11 protein-coding genes and 1 pseudogene are annotated in these 15,303 nt (G+C 42.7%); 6 read left to right on the top strand and 6 right to left on the bottom strand.

Annotated elements, in window-relative coordinates; all coding sequences use genetic code 11:
- Positions 1 to 68: 68 nt before the first annotated feature.
- Positions 69 to 800 (bottom strand): hypothetical protein, encoded by a 732-nt coding sequence (locus tag BFN00_RS05635; RefSeq protein WP_071850726.1) that lies wholly within the window; start codon positions 798 to 800, stop codon positions 69 to 71.
- Between the two features lie 171 nt (positions 801 to 971).
- On the opposite strand from BFN00_RS05635, the gene BFN00_RS05630 reads away from it, so the two are divergent.
- Positions 972 to 1,478: a hypothetical protein gene (locus BFN00_RS05630; protein WP_004280554.1), complete on the top strand. Its 507-nt coding sequence runs from the start codon at positions 972 to 974 to the stop codon at positions 1,476 to 1,478.
- Between the two features lie 42 nt (positions 1,479 to 1,520).
- Here BFN00_RS05630 and BFN00_RS05625 read toward each other — a convergent pair whose 3' ends face one another.
- The 3 genes from BFN00_RS05625 to BFN00_RS05615 form a co-directional block, all read right to left on the bottom strand.
- A complete protein-coding gene (locus BFN00_RS05625; protein WP_071850725.1) occupies positions 1,521 to 1,799 on the bottom strand; it encodes a hypothetical protein in 279 nt (92 codons plus the stop codon).
- Between the two features lie 62 nt (positions 1,800 to 1,861).
- The gene (gene paeA / locus BFN00_RS05620; protein WP_005265856.1) at positions 1,862 to 3,184 is read right to left on the bottom strand and encodes a polyamine export protein PaeA; all 1,323 of its coding nucleotides are present in this window, start codon (positions 3,182 to 3,184) and stop codon (positions 1,862 to 1,864) included.
- Positions 3,185 to 3,311: 127 nt separating this feature from the next.
- Complete coding sequence (locus tag BFN00_RS05615) at positions 3,312 to 4,301, bottom strand: LysR family transcriptional regulator (protein ID WP_071850724.1); 990 nt, start codon at positions 4,299 to 4,301, stop codon at positions 3,312 to 3,314.
- A 661-nt stretch (positions 4,302 to 4,962) separates the two neighbouring features.
- Between BFN00_RS05615 and BFN00_RS05610 the strand changes: the two genes are divergently transcribed.
- The 4 genes from BFN00_RS05610 to BFN00_RS05595 all read left to right on the top strand — a co-directional run bounded on the left by BFN00_RS05610 (position 4,963) and on the right by BFN00_RS05595 (position 12,105).
- On the top strand, positions 4,963 to 6,564 hold the full coding sequence (locus BFN00_RS05610; protein ID WP_004280550.1) for an isocitrate lyase: 1,602 nt from the start codon (positions 4,963 to 4,965) through the stop codon (positions 6,562 to 6,564).
- A gap of 257 nt (positions 6,565 to 6,821) precedes the next feature.
- Entirely contained in the window at positions 6,822 to 9,920 is a 3,099-nt protein-coding gene (locus BFN00_RS05605) for a multidrug efflux RND transporter permease subunit (protein ID WP_071850723.1), read from the top strand.
- Positions 9,921 to 10,108: 188 nt separating this feature from the next.
- On the top strand, positions 10,109 to 11,449 hold the full coding sequence (mgtE, locus tag BFN00_RS05600) for a magnesium transporter (protein ID WP_005103935.1): 1,341 nt from the start codon (positions 10,109 to 10,111) through the stop codon (positions 11,447 to 11,449).
- A gap of 74 nt (positions 11,450 to 11,523) precedes the next feature.
- Complete coding sequence (locus tag BFN00_RS05595) at positions 11,524 to 12,105, top strand: DUF4112 domain-containing protein (protein WP_004280542.1); 582 nt, start codon at positions 11,524 to 11,526, stop codon at positions 12,103 to 12,105.
- Positions 12,106 to 12,186: 81 nt separating this feature from the next.
- Here the strand turns inward: BFN00_RS05595 and htpX are convergent, their stop codons facing one another.
- Together htpX and BFN00_RS05585 are read right to left on the bottom strand one after the other, a co-directional pair.
- The gene (gene htpX / locus BFN00_RS05590) at positions 12,187 to 13,092 is read right to left on the bottom strand and encodes a protease HtpX (RefSeq protein WP_004280540.1); all 906 of its coding nucleotides are present in this window, start codon (positions 13,090 to 13,092) and stop codon (positions 12,187 to 12,189) included.
- Positions 13,093 to 13,268: 176 nt separating this feature from the next.
- A complete protein-coding gene (locus BFN00_RS05585) occupies positions 13,269 to 14,141 on the bottom strand; it encodes a lytic transglycosylase domain-containing protein (protein ID WP_071850722.1) in 873 nt (290 codons plus the stop codon).
- Positions 14,142 to 14,575: 434 nt separating this feature from the next.
- Between BFN00_RS05585 and BFN00_RS15925 the strand changes: the two are divergent.
- Positions 14,576 to 15,303 (top strand): annotated as a pseudogene (locus BFN00_RS15925) (IS5 family transposase); the annotation flags it as partial.

The raw sequence follows: 15,303 nt of genomic DNA, 5'->3' as shown, positions 1-15,303 counted from the left end.
CAAATCAACGTTTTTTTAAAGTCAATATTTGCAGATCTTCAAGACGGCCAATGGAAAATGATAAAGAACTATGAATTTTCATCCAGATAGCTGTCGACATCCAGATGCTTGATCGTTTTACAATATTGATGCTCATATTTCAGTAGCCGCGTATATAACCCGGCATAGTGATTTAATTGCTGTTTTAGTTCGGCATGCCGAGGATCATGGCTTGAATAAAAACGTAATTTTAGTCGGATCAGGCAGGTTTGTTTATAAGCCCAAAAACAGATTTTACGTAATTGTTGTAGCTGATAGTGCTCAGTATTTTTACTATTTTCCTTGAATAAATTTTCCCGATAAAAGCGCACAAAGCCAAAGCTCACGCCAAAGAAGAATAAGCTCCACATCAGCAAACTGCTTTGCATAAAGACCAGATTTAAGGCTTGTAGCAGAATCACAATAGCCATCTTGATCGGAGTATGACGCAATAACTGATACAGCGAATAAGAAGAATGCTGAATCTGGTACAGAATCAAGGTGAGACTCAACATCAGGAACAACAGAATGGCCAAAATGGCATAACTTTGCGCCTGAAATTCGCTGATTTGCACAAAAGATTGCTGTACTAGATCTCGTAACATCAAACTGATGGGAACAAAAATCATGGCGGCCAAGGCCCAAGGAATTAAGAGCTTGGCTTTATCCCAGATTCCACGGATTTTAATCTGACTGTAAAACAGGTGATTTCCTTTAAATGCAGTCGGATATTGGCGCTTAAGTTGCTGCAGCAACAAAGTCACTTGCGTAGTGGGTATCATCCAGAGATTAATTTAATATATAGATGAAGCACTATAGTCGATTTTGCGCAAAATCGCAGAAGAAATGCAGTTTCAGGTCGTAGCGCTGTTTTAATCATGAAGATTTTAGTTTTTTAGCGACGAATTATGCGAAAATAGCCGATTCAAGATTTATTTTTTTAAGGACAGTTTATGACTGATCAATCTCCTCAGGCGTTAAGCGACATCGAAATTTTAGACATCCTGCAAAGTATGAAAAAGGATGAGCTAAATACTGAGGCGCAAGCAGCAATTCGTCAGGGTGGTAAAGCTGGTCGTCAGGAAGCGCATAAAGCAGCCTTAGTAGCATTGAATCAGTCATTTGAAGACAAGTTTGTCGAAGCCGTATCTTTGGCTTTGGGTCTAAATGCAGCACAAATCAAAAAAATCCGTTATAAAAAAGACCGGATCCGTATTTTAAAAGCGCGCGGTATTGATTATATGGCAATTGATGGTGCTGAAACTGCACAGGTACTGTCACAAATTGCCCAAGCAATTGTGCGTGAAGATGCAATTGTCACCCATGACCTGCATAATATTTTCCCATTCTGGAAAGAAGGCTGGCCTATGGTGCAATTCGATAATGCCTACAAAATTTTAGAAGATGATATCCAGATTCACTATCAAGCCGTTCTTGAGGCTTTATTAGCAAAAATCTAAGCTGTAACTAGATATAAACAAAAGCATCTTCGGGTGCTTTTTTTAATCACGATACATCAGTGCAATCAGCCAACTGATGGGCAAAATAAATAAACGCCACCAGGTAATCAAGGGCCAATAAAAATACTCTCCAAATCTCAAGGTCGAGTCGAAACCTTGACGGCGACGTTCATGCGGGTAGGGAATAATGAAAACCGTTAAAGCCATCAGAATGATGGCTGCCAGTAAAAGCAGGGGATTCTGCTGTTTGGCAAAAAAGAAGTAAAACAAATACAGGGCTGAATAAAAAAACAGACATGCCAATAATGCAGAATTATTCATCACTCACCTTATGATTTTTTTATTAGAATAATTTTTACTATTTCTTAGAAGGAAGAACCAGACTAATCTGATTCTTCTTGAATAACTGAATTGGTTTCGATCAAGCGGGTCACCAGTAACTGGTCAATTTTAAAATGATCGACGTCAACCACTTCAAACTTATAAGCACCAAATATCACTGCATCTGCAGGACGTGGAATCTTGCGTAATTTATACATCATGAAGCCAGCGATGGTTTCATAATTTTCATCATCAGGCATTTCATCAATTTCAAGCGCATGCTTGATATCTTCAATCGGTGTACTGCCTTCAATCAACCAGGAATTATTGTCACGTTTAATAATTTGCTGATCTGCTTCAATAGGCGTCACCCAGTCACCCATCACGGTAATCATAATATCGGAAAGGGTAATCACTCCGACTACCAGCGCATATTCATTAATGACGACGGCAAACTTTTCCTTGGTGGAGCGGAAACGATCCAGAACTTCCGATAAAGTCAAAGTATCAGGAATGGTCAAGACATTACGGATGGTATTTTCATTGAGCTGCAGCAGCGACTGGTTATTCAAAATACGCACCAGAATATCTTTGGCATCGACATAGCCAATCACACTGTCGATGTCATTACTACACACCAGAAACTTGGAATAGGGATATTCCGCCAGCTTTTGCCGAATACTTACTTCCGGTTCATTTAAGGTAAAGAACACCACATTTTCACGGGTAGTCATACTCGAAGGAACGTTACGCTCTTCAAGCTCGAATACATTTTCAATGAAATGATGTTCCTGTTTTTGTAGTACACCGGCCTGTGCACCCGCATCCATCACTGCGGAAATATCATCAAAAGTAATATTGTCATCACGGATGGTATTCACTTTAAACAGACGGAACAGCATGTTAGCAATGGCATTGATAAACCAGGCCAAAGGTTTGCAGACTTTAATGAAAATCTGAATTGGCTCGATGACTGAGACTGCGATCTTTTCTGGCGCAATCATGGCCAGACGCTTCGGCATTAAATCTGCAAATAAAATAAATAAAGAAGTAACGACAGTAAAAGAAAGCACAAAGCTGATATTTTCAGTCCAAGGACCTTGGTAAAAGCGGGAAACAAAATTAAAAATATAAGGACGGAAAGCGCCTTCACCTAAAATACCGCCGAGAATAGCGACTGCATTTAAACCGATTTGAGAGGCTGCGAAGAAGTCAGCAGAATTTTCTTGTAGATCTAAAACTTTTTGAGCGCGATGTTCACCCGATTCAGCCAGAATTTTGAGTTTGACTTTACGGGCACCTGCGAGGGCGATTTCTGTTAAAGATAAAAAACCGGCCCCCGCGATGAGTATTAAGATAATCACGATATTTTGTAAGAGGCTCACAAATCCACCTGTGGATGAATAGTATCTTGGGATATTTTTAACACAAAAAAAGACTTGAGGTGTAAAAACTACCTCTCAAGTCTTCAAAGTATAATCTTAAAAAATAAGAATTTAGAAGAATTTGAGTTTAATAGGGTGAAAATTGAGAATTATTGTTCAGGAATTCACGATTTTCTTCTTCAATCATTTGACGGGCGACATACAGAATCAGCTGACGTAACCAGCGATGTGCAGGATGATGATGCAATAAAGGACACCATGCCATTTTTAATTCAAATTCAGGAATATAAAACGGAGGGTCTTTGAGAATTAAATTGTGATTCTTGGCTTGCAGACGTGCGATGCGTGAAGGCAGTGTTGCGATCAGATCTACATTGGCAGCCAATAATCCCGGCATTTGATAGTGACGGGTAAAGACGGAGATTTTACGTTTCTGGCCAATACGTTCTAAAGCCTGATCGATCCAGCCTAAACCGGCCTGTTTTTCAGGATTTACCCCGAAGCCAACACCCATACCGGTTTTAGAAACCCAGATATGCTGTGCATCCAAATAGCTTTTTAAGTTCAGGTTGCTTGCGGCAGGATGCTTGTTATTTAAAAGACAAGAAAAGCTGTCGCGCCAGACCAAAACCTGATGAAAACTTTGCGGGATTTCATTAAAACGGTTAATCGCCAGATCGACCTTGCCCTGTTCCATATCACGGTAAGACACATCACTTGGGGTCAGGAAATCTAACACCACATTCGGTGCTTCTGAACGTAAGGCTTTGACTAAGCGTGGAACTAAAGTGGCTTCGGCATAATCCGAGGTCATGATCCGGAACACACGATTTGAGGTATAAGGACGGAACTCGGTACGTGGTTCCAGAATCATGGACAGATCAGCGAGCGCATCTCGAATACGTGGCTGTAACTCTAAAGCACGTTCGGTCGGGGTCATGCCTTCAGAAGAACGAATCAGGAGGGGATCATTAAATAAATTGCGTAATCGGCGTAAGATGTTACTCATGGCAGGCTGGGTAACGCCCAATTGTTCTGCTGCACGGGTGACATTTTTTTCGCGAAGAAGTACATCAAGATAAATTAATAGATTGAGATCGACTCGCTCCAGATTCATAAAAGAAATACCGAGAATAAATACAAGAAATTATGATGATTATGCCATAATTGCCGGGCCTTGTGTAAAGCGCCGATGAAAAAAAGCCATGTGCTCACTAATAAAGTTTACAGAATTAACACAGGCTTAAGCCCCATTATTCAAAGTGTACATAAGAGAAAAGATGCACTTTAAATGGAATATCATTTAGTCTTTTTGTAGAGGGAAATGAAAGCCATCTTTTCGCTTTAAAAGAACATAAGAAAGGCTGGTCTTGCATTCAAGATTTGAGTGAAAAGTAAACTAACCCAAGAATTTCTTAAGTTGAATAAATCATCAAAGATCAGCATTTTTTAAAAATAAAAGGACATAAAACCCATAGCCAGACTTAAGTCTAATGAATTATTTTTAGGCAACATGCGGAAATTTTATCCATTTTTATTTTTAAATAAATTTATATAAAACAATAATTTAATATAATTTATCAAGATTGTACTAAGACTTTGATCTACTCATTTTTTAAATAAATACTGAAGATTCTTGCAGACTATTGGATTAATTTTCATAAGCCCACTAATCTTTAGCTATCCCAACGGATCGTCGAAAATCTGAACAAGTCATTGAGGGTGTGATTTGAGCGTTTCGTTGCAGAAAAATCCTAATATTATTACAGGAATATATCATGACTACATACCAAACAGCGATTGATGCAATCCGCGAATTAAAAGCGAAATTCGGTAACACTTGGGCAGACATCAGTCCTGAAGATGCTGCGCGTATGCAACTTCAAAACCGTTTCAAAACTGGTTTAGACATTGCGAAATATACAGCGGCAATTATGCGTCGTGATATGGCTGCTTATGATGCAGACTCTAGCAAATACACTCAATCACTAGGTTGCTGGCACGGTTTCATCGCGCAACAAAAAATGATTGCGAACAAAAAATACTTCGGTACAACTGAACGTCGCTACATCTACCTTTCTGGTTGGATGGTTGCAGCGCTTCGTTCAGAATTCGGTCCACTTCCTGACCAATCTATGCACGAAAAAACGTCTGTTCCTGCATTGATCGAAGAAATCTACACGTTCTTACGTCAAGCTGACGCGAAAGAATTAAACGACTTGTTCCGTGCACTTAAAAAAGCACAAGAAGCGGGCGACACTGCTAAAGCAGCCGAAATCACTTCACAAATCGACAACTTCCAAACTCACGTTGTGCCAATTATTGCGGACATCGACGCTGGTTTCGGTAACGAAGAAGCGACTTACTTACTTGCTAAGAAAATGATCGAAGCGGGTGCTTGTGCACTACAAATCGAAAACCAGGTTTCTGACGCGAAACAATGTGGTCACCAAGCTGGTAAAGTAACAGTTCCACACGAAGACTTCATCGCGAAAATCCACGCTCTTCGCTATGCATTCTTAGAAATGGGTCTTGATGACGGTATCATCGTTGCACGTACTGACTCTGAAGGCGCTGACTTGACTCAAAAAATCCCAGTGGTTAAAGAGCCAGGCGACATCGCTTCTCAATACATCAGCTACTTAGACACAACTGAAATCGACATTTCAGAAGCGCAAGAAGACGAAATCCTGATTAAGCGTGATGGTAAACTTCACCGTCCTAAACGTCTTGCTTCTGGTCTATACCAGTTCCGTGAAGGCACGCAAATCGACCGCGTTGTACTTGACTGTGTAACTAGCTTACAAAACGGTGCTGACCTTCTTTGGATCGAAACTGCAACGCCAAACGTTGCTGAAATCGCTCACATGGTTAACCGTGTACGTGAAACAGTTCCAAATGCGAAACTTGTTTATAACAACTCGCCTTCGTTCAACTGGACTTTAAACTTCCGTCAACAAGCGTATGACCGTTGGGTTGCTGAAGGTAAAGACGTTTCTGCTTACGACCGTGCTAAGTTAATGAGCGCTGAGTACGATGCAACTGAACTGGCTGCTGAAGCTGACGAAAAAGTTCGTACCTTCCAGGCTGATGCTGCTCGTGAAGCGGGTGTGTTCCATCACTTGATCACACTTCCGACTTACCACACAGCTGCGCTTTCTACGCATGAGCTTGCTCAAGGTTACTTCGGTACTGAAGGTATGTTGGCTTATGTTGCTGGCGTACAACGTAAAGAAATCCGCGGCGGTATCGCATGTGTTAAACACCAAGCAATGGCTGGTTCTGACATCGGTGATGACCACAAAGAAATCTTCGCTGGTGACAATGCATTGAAAGCTGGTGATGATTCTAAAAACACAATGAACCAGTTCAGCGCTTAATCCGCTCAATTGATTCACTAAAAAACCCTGCATCTGCAGGGTTTTTTGTTTAGAAAAATGCTATTAATAAATAGGGAAGAGCAATCTCAAGAACGTGCTCAAGAGGGATTATCCATAATTTTTCCATGATTGGTTTTTATCGCAGCTTTTATGTGTTTAATTCTTGCATTCTAGTGCTATGTCACTGAATATTTGGATATAGCATGCTTATGTTCTGCATCAATTTACCCCTATTTAATTAAAAGTGACCCGGACTTATGCTGTCTAAATTTTTTATCCACCGCCCGATCTTTGCTGGGGTACTGGCGATTGTTGTCATGGCAATCGGCCTGTTCGCAGTGATGAACCTGCCAGTGGAACGTTATCCGGACATTGCCCCGCCAAGGATAACGGTGGCAGCAACTTATAGCGGTGCTTCTGCGGAAACTGTGGAAGAAAGCGTGACTCAAGTGCTGGAACAGCAAATCAAAGGCATTGATCATCTGCTGTATTTCAGTTCGAGTAGTGATTCTTCAGGACGCAGCCGGGTCAGCATTAGCTTTGAGAATGGTACCGATCCGGATACTGCACAGGTGCAGGTACAAAATGCGATTAATGGGGTACTAAACCGATTACCGGAAGATGTACAACGCCAAGGTGTCAATGTCTTTAAATCGCTCGGTGATACCCATATGGTAATTAGCCTGTATGATGAGTCGGGGCGCAGCAACAATATTGAACTTTCCGACTATCTGATAACCCATCTGGAACAGGACATTTCCCGGATTGAAGGCATTGGTGAGGTGGATGTTTTTGGTTCACAATATGCGATGCGGATCTGGCTGAATCCGGCAAAATTAAAACAATACAACCTGATGCCAAGCGATGTGCGTGCTGCGATTGAAGCCCAAAATACTCAGGTCGCTGCTGGTGCGATTGGTGATCTTCCCGCCATAGACGAGCAATACCTGAATGCCAAAGTTACTTCGGGTTCACGGCTAAAAACTGTAGAAGAATTCCAGAATATTATTGTCAAATCGGATCGTGCCGGCAGCTTTATTTATTTGAAAGATATTGCCCGGGTAGAACTGGGTGCTGAAAATTATCAGTCTTATAGTACCAATAATGGTTATCCATCGGCAGGTCTGGGTATTTCACTGGCGTCAGGTGCCAATGCCATTGCCACCTCTAATCTGATTAAAGCCGAAATTGCCCGTATTTCCCAGCAATTGCCTGAAGGCTATAAAATTGCTTATCCACGTGACAATACGCCTTTTGTTCAAGAATCAATTAAAGAGGTAGTCAAAACCCTGATCGAAGCCGTGATTTTGGTCATCATTGTGATGTTCATTTTCTTGCAGAACTGGCGTGCAACTTTGATTCCTACCGTGACTGTTCCAGTGGTGATTTTGGGTACGATGGCGGTGCTGTATGCACTGGGTATGAGTATCAACACCTTAACCTTATTTGCGCTGGTTCTGGCGATCGGCCTGTTAGTGGATGATGCCATTGTTGTGGTAGAAAACGTCGAACGGCTGATGCATGAAAAGCAACTGTCCGCCAAGGATGCTGCCCTGGAATCCATGCAGGAAATTAGTGGAGCACTGATCGGGATTACACTGGTCTTAACCGCAGTCTTTATTCCCATGGCTTTTTTTGGCGGATCGACTGGCGTAATTTACCGGCAGTTCTCCATCACCTTGGTCGCGGCAATGTCCTTATCCTTAATGGTGGCATTGATTCTAACGCCAGCATTGTGTGCGCTTATTCTAAAACCGAATCCTAAGCCGGCAAAATGGGCGTCCTGGTTTAACCAGAAACTGGATCATTTAAAACATCGTTATCTGAATTTGTCTAAACTCACGATTCAGCGTCAGGCGATTTGTCTACTATTGTTTGCTGGATTGATCGGTGTGTTTGCGCTGTTCTATCGTGCTTTGCCGACCAGTTTCTTGCCGAGTGAGGATCAGGGGATCTTAAGCTTGCAAATCAAATTGCAGGAAGGCGCTCCGATGAAAAATACCATTCAGATCGGTGAAGAAGTCCATAAGTATTTTCTGGATCAGGAACAAGCTAATGTCAATCTGGTGATGATCCGTTATGGGCGAAATTTCTCTGGAACTGGTCAGAACCTCGCGACCGGTTTTGTAGCGTTGAAACATTGGGATGAGCGTTCCGGTCAGGACAATACTGCACAAGCGATTCGTGAACGGGCCTTGAAGCATTTTCAAAGTAATCGCAATGCACAAATTAACGTGTCCATGCCAGCTTCAGTCAATGGTCTGGGACAAACCGATGGTCTGGATTTCTGGATTCGAGATATCAATGGCAATGGCCGGCAATATCTGGAACAGCAATTTAAAGCGCTGGAAGCTCGGGCGGGCAACTATACGAGCTTTGAAAATCTGGGCAAACGTTCTAATCCTGACAAAGCAGAACTACGTGTCAATATTGACCAGAAACAGGCCATGGCCAATGGCCTGACCCAATCGGCGATTAACAGTACCTTATCCAGTGCCTGGGGCGGCAGTTATATTAATGACTTTATTGATCGCGGCCGGATTAAACGGGTGATCATGCAGGGTGATGCAGAATTCCGTTCCAAGCCGGAAGATCTGGCGCAGTGGCATGTGCGAAATGACCAGAATCAGATGGTGCCTTTCAGCAACTTCTCGCAAGTGGGCTGGAGTGGTGGCCCTGAAGTGGTCAACCGCTTTATGGGGTATACCGCATTGCAAATGGAAGCGGATCGGGCTAAAGACAGCAGTTCCGGTCAGGCCATGCAGGATGTGGAAGCTTTGATTGCTGAACAGGAGGGAGTCGATGTGGTCTGGAGCGGTCTTTCCTTTGAGGAAAAACAGTCCAATAATCAGGCGATCTGGCTGTATCTGATTTCAATTGGTTTTATTTTTCTGTGTCTGGCGGCTTTATATGAAAGCTGGAGCATTCCAACCGCCGTGATGTCGGCAATTCCACTGGGGATTGGCGGCAATATTATTTTTAGTTATCTGGCTGGTTTCCCGAATGATATCTATTTCCAGATTGCCTTGCTGACCACCATCGGTCTGTCCTGTAAGAATGCTATTTTGATTGTAGAATTTGCTTCATTAGCGCAGCAACAAGGCAAATCGGTAGTAGAAGCGGCACTAGAAGGTGCCTCTTTACGCCTACGTCCAATTTTGATGACTTCTTTGGCCTTTGGCGCAGGGATTTTACCGTTGGTCTTTGCTACAGGGGCAGGTGCGGTGAGTCGTCAGGAAATTGGGGTGAGTGTATTTGGTGGTGTTATTTTTGGAACTGTGCTGGTGCTGATTTTTATTCCATTTATGTATGTTTTGATTCGTCGCTTGATAAAGAAAAAACCAATTATTGAATAAATTTATGGTTTTTTTATAAAAAGCCTGACTCAGTCAGGCTTTTTTCTGGCTAAATATCGAGGATTTGATTAATACAAAAAATATCGTCATATTGCAGCATGATCATTAAAATTATTCACATGAAAAATTAGGATACAGGGATCAGGACAAACATCTCTTGAATGCCAGACTTTTATAATGAGCTGCTTATGCCGACAATTTCAGAAAAAATCCAGCATATCCAACAACAATTACATTCTGAAAATCACGCCAGCACTGTAAGTTTACTCAGTCAGCTGAATGTCGCCGATCAGGCGCGCATTTTAAGCCGTTTAGATGCTCGGCAACAGGCCCGAATTTTAAGGCAACTGAATGAACCGAGCTTGGTCTATGCTTTTATGCCCCTAGGGCAGCAGTTAAACGTGGCACAGCACTTATCTATTTCAGAACTTGTTCCCATTCTGGACGCAATGCCTTCTGATGATTTTGTCGATATTTATAAGCAGTTTTCGCCGCCGCTACAGCTGCAATTGATGGGCGCATTATCTGAAGAATCCCAGCAGACACTCAAAGATCTGGCCATCTATCCGGAAGGTACAGCGGGTGCCATGATGAGCTCACGTTTTGTGACGCTATCACCCGATTTAACCATGGATGAAGCGATACAGGCTTTACGTGTAGTGGCCGCGGGGCAGGAAACCCTGTATCTGATATATATTGTCGATGCAGAAAAACGGCTGATCGGTGTGATTTCCTTAAGGCAGATCATACAGGCCTTACCTGAGCTGAGCATTGCCGAGGTGATGCAACGTGACGTCATTTCTGCTCAGGTAACAGATGATCAGGAAATTGTAGCTCGAGCCTTGGCCTATTATGATTTTATTGCTCTGCCTGTAGTTGATGCACAGCAAAAACTCTTAGGAATTGTTACTTATGACGATGCTATGGACATTGTCGAAGCCGAAACTACGGAAGATATTTTAAAGTCGGGTGCAGTAACGCCGTTGACTGAATTGAGCCTTAAAACTGCCCCGATTTTGACCCTGTATCAGAAGCGGGTCTTTTGGCTGGTTATTCTGGTTTTTGGCAGTCTGCTCTCTGGAATCGGAATTGCACACTTTGAAGAGATCATTGCCGCACATATCGTGCTGGTATTTTTCTTACCGCTTTTGGTGGGGAGTGGCGGGAATGCCGGTTCGCAATCAGCCACCTTGATGGTGCGTGCTTTGGCCACAGGCGATGTCGAGTTCAAGGACTGGTTTAACCTGCTCAGTCGTGAATCGCTGGTGGCGCTATGTTTAGGTGGCACCATGGCGATTGCGGTATCCATTCTGGGTTATATTCGGGGAGATATCATGGTCGCTGTGGTGCTGGCCATCAGTATGCTCGGGATTGTGTTGATGGGCTGCCTGATCGGCATGAGTCTGCCTTTTATTTTAAATAAACTCAAACTTGATCCTGCCAGTGCTTCGGCGCCATTGGTGACTTCCATCTGCGATGCTACCGGTGTGATTCTGTATTTATTTGTGGCTTCCAAATTATTGTTTTAATTCACAGATTGATACATCAGCGTATAAAAAATACTTTATGCTCAAGAAAATCAGCATTATTTCTGGAATAACCTATGCCTGAGTCTGGACAAAAACCAAAACTAAGCCAACAAGAGGTGATACGTCTGGAACGTGATCTGGCCAAGTTTGCCAATATGATGGATTCCGTGGTGCGTATTCCATTTACCAAGCAAGGGGTGGGGGCAGACGCGGCTTTGAGTACGATTCCGGTTGCTGGAGATATTGCCGGTTTTGTACTGACCTGTTATGCCATTCATAAGGCCAAACAGATTGGGGTGCCGAGTGCCAAACTCAATCCAGTGATGAAAATGGCGGCGATCGATGCGGTAGTAGGATTTATTCCGGTGGCAGGCACGGTCTTTGATATTTTTATTCGGCCCAGTCGCAAAGCGCTCGATGTCGTGCACCTGCATATTCGCGAGGAATATCAGATTAATAGCGATCGACATGTGGTGCATCCATTTTTGCATGAAAGTCTGGAACGCAAACAACAGCAATCAGCATTCTGGCGCAATCCCGTGGTGGCCTGGATCTGGATTCATATCCCCGATATTTTAGGTACTTTATTCCTGATTGTATTTGTCTTCGCGATCGGGTGGGGTGCTATGGCGCTGTATCAATGGTTCAGCCAATGATAGGTCAGCTAAAGAATAATTGAATCCAATAAAAAAAGCCTGCAATTGCAGGCTTTTTTTGAATCAAAAATAAAGTTTTACTTAAGCACAATCAAGTTGTTGCAATGCAGCGACACGTTGTTCGATGCTTGGATGCGTCTGGAACAATGCAGCAAGGCTAAAGCCTTCTTCTTTACCCGCAGAAATCGCAAATGCTTTCATTTCTTTCGGCATGGCATCTGGCATTTCAGATTCTGCCTGTAAGCGCAGTAATGCTGAAATCATGGCTTGTTTACCTGCCAGACGTGCACCTGCTTCATCAGCACGGTATTCACGGTGACGAGAGAACCACATCACAATCGACGATGCCAAGATACCGAACACGATATCCAGCACAATAGTAATCACGAAATAGGCAATACCCGGGGCTTCACCTTCTTCACGACCAAAGACATTGCGGTCAATAAAATCACCTGCGACACGTGCGAAGAACATCACGAAGGCGTTCACAACACCTTGGATTAGTGCCAGAGTGACCATGTCACCATTGGCGACATGACCAATCTCATGCGCTAATACTGCACGAAGTTCGTCTTTGTTCATACGCTCAAGCAAGCCAGTTGATACCGCAACGAGAGCATCATTTTTGTTCCAGCCGGTGGCAAAGGCATTCGACTGGTAAGAGGGGAAAATACCCACTTCCGGCATTTTAATGCCTGCACGCTGAGAAAGTTGTGCAACTTCTTGGAGCAACCAGGCTTCAGCTTGGTTACGAGGTGCATTCGGGTCAATCAGTTCAGTACCCGTGGTCTTTTTCGCCATCCATTTAGACATGAACAGGGAAATCATTGAGCCGACCATACCGAACACAAAACAGATGACCAACAGGTTGCCTAGATTCAAGCCACCTGCGCCATGGTAACTACCGACACCGAAGAGTGACAAGATAATGCCAGCTACAACCAGTACCGCGAGGTTGGTTAGCAAGAACAAACCAATCCGCATCATTGAGAAATCCTCTTATTACAGAAAAATAATCTGATTATTAAATGTAAATCATTGAAATCAATATGCGGTGAAATCGAGAAGAATTCAAGGAAAAAATAGCATTTGGCTACAAAAAACACAGGATATTTTTTGTGCAAATTGAAACATAGGTCTTTAAAAACAAAGCTGTTTAGGAGTTATTCACTTAAATATATTTTTGCAGATGCTGACGCATTCGCGGTGGCATATGAGCCTGCCGGTGCATCGGTGAAACTGCCATCCGCTTGAGCAATGATCTGACGCTGGTATTTTGCAGCCTGAATATTGGAAGCTGTGGTGGTTTCAGTCGAATAATTGTCAGAACTGGCAATCACACGACCATTATCAGAAGATGCTGTATAGACAGAACTAGTATTGCCAATTCCCTGAGCATATAAGTTCTGATAACGGCTGCTGACACGACGGACATAGTCCTGAGTTTCACGAAACGGTGGCACGCCCTTATATTTTGCAACATTACCTTCACCGGCATTATAGCCGGCCAGTGCCAAGGTAGTATTGCCATTAAAACGTTTCAATAACCAGGCCAGATATTTGGCACCTGCCATAATATTCTGCTGCGGGTCATAAGCATTGCTGACATTAAAACGACGGGCAGTCGCGGGCATGAGTTGCATTAAGCCCTGTGCACCGACTGGAGAACGTGCCTGCACATTAAAACCGGATTCGGTATGCATCACGGCTTTAATCAAGCCTTCAGATACACCATAGGTTTGTGCTGCCTGACGGATAATCGAGTCATAGGCATTTTTATTTTTACTATAACTTGGCAATACCGAAGCTTCACTTGAACCCCAGTTGCTATAACTGTGAATATTGCTGTCGGGATAATAAGTTTTCTTTTCTACCTGTAGATGGTTATAGCGACTTTTCTTATTGGTCAATAAAGTACTGCCATTACTGTCACGTAATTGATAGATCGTTTGACCGGCATAAGCAAAATGACAACAGCTTGCCAATAGCAAACCACTGATCCCATAACGCCCCAAAACATACACATTTATTTTCATTGTTTATATTAAGTAAACACAAGCGAGAAAAATTCAATAAAGAGTTTAACAAAAAATTACGGAATGAAAAGACTTGTGCGCTGCATTTATAAACGAGTTTGTAAATGCAAGTCATTTTTTACATTTTAGCAGTAGAAAAAAAAATATGATTTAATTTAAAACCTTAGGCTTGACAGGTTTAACTAATTGATTTTTATAAATAATTAAATTGATCAAAAAATGATCAATTTAAAGAAAAGCCTTATCTTTTGAGCCGGATAAGTTGTCAAGTCTGTTTCAATCCACAAAGTTATCCACAGCTTTTGTGGACAACTGTGGAAAAGTCCAAAAGATAAGCATCTTGACTAAAAAATGAACGCAATCGTTCAATATATCAATCTAGAGCCTGTCATCAATTAGCTTGAGAAAATCTAACCTGTCCTCATTATTTTTTCATGACTAAACGCTATGCATTAAGAGATGATCAGTGGGAGCAGATTAAGGATCTGTTACCTGGACGAGCGAGTACTGTTGGAGTAACTGCCAAAGATAACAGGCTATTTGTTGAAGCAGTATTGTATCGGTATCGTTCAGGTATTCCATGGCGAGACTTACCCGAACGCTTTGGGGATTTTAGAGTTGTGCACACTCGCTTTAGCCGTTGGGCTAAAGCAGGCGTATGGCAGAAAGTTTTTGAAGTGCTATCACATGAAAGTGATAATGAATATGCCATGCTAGACTCAACCATTGTGCGTGCTCATCAACACAGCGCCGGAAAAAAAAGAACAGGCAATCGGACGCAGTAAAGGTGGCTTAAGTACCAAAATTCATGCCCGTACTGATGCTTTAGGCAACCCAACAGGATTTTATCTCACTGCCGGGCAGACTCATGACTTAAATGGTGCTGATGTGCTGCTGGACTTATCGTTAAGTCAGACTTGGCTCATGGATAAAGCCTATAATTCTAAGGATCGGGTGATTGATCCAATCCATAAGATCAAGGGTCAGATCGTGATGCCATCCAAAAGTAACGCGATTGATCAGCGTGATTATGACCAACATCTTTATAAAGCAAGACATCTGATCGAGAACTTCTTCGCCAAGCTCAAGCAGTATCGAGGTATTGCTACGCGCTATGATAAATTGGCTCAAAACTTCCTGTCAGCAATCTACCTTGCTTCAA

Source organism: Acinetobacter sp. AR2-3 (genome assembly GCF_001878775.1).
Classification (GTDB): domain Bacteria; phylum Pseudomonadota; class Gammaproteobacteria; order Pseudomonadales; family Moraxellaceae; genus Acinetobacter; species Acinetobacter lwoffii_D.
This window is presented reverse-complemented; position numbering and strand designations above follow the sequence as displayed.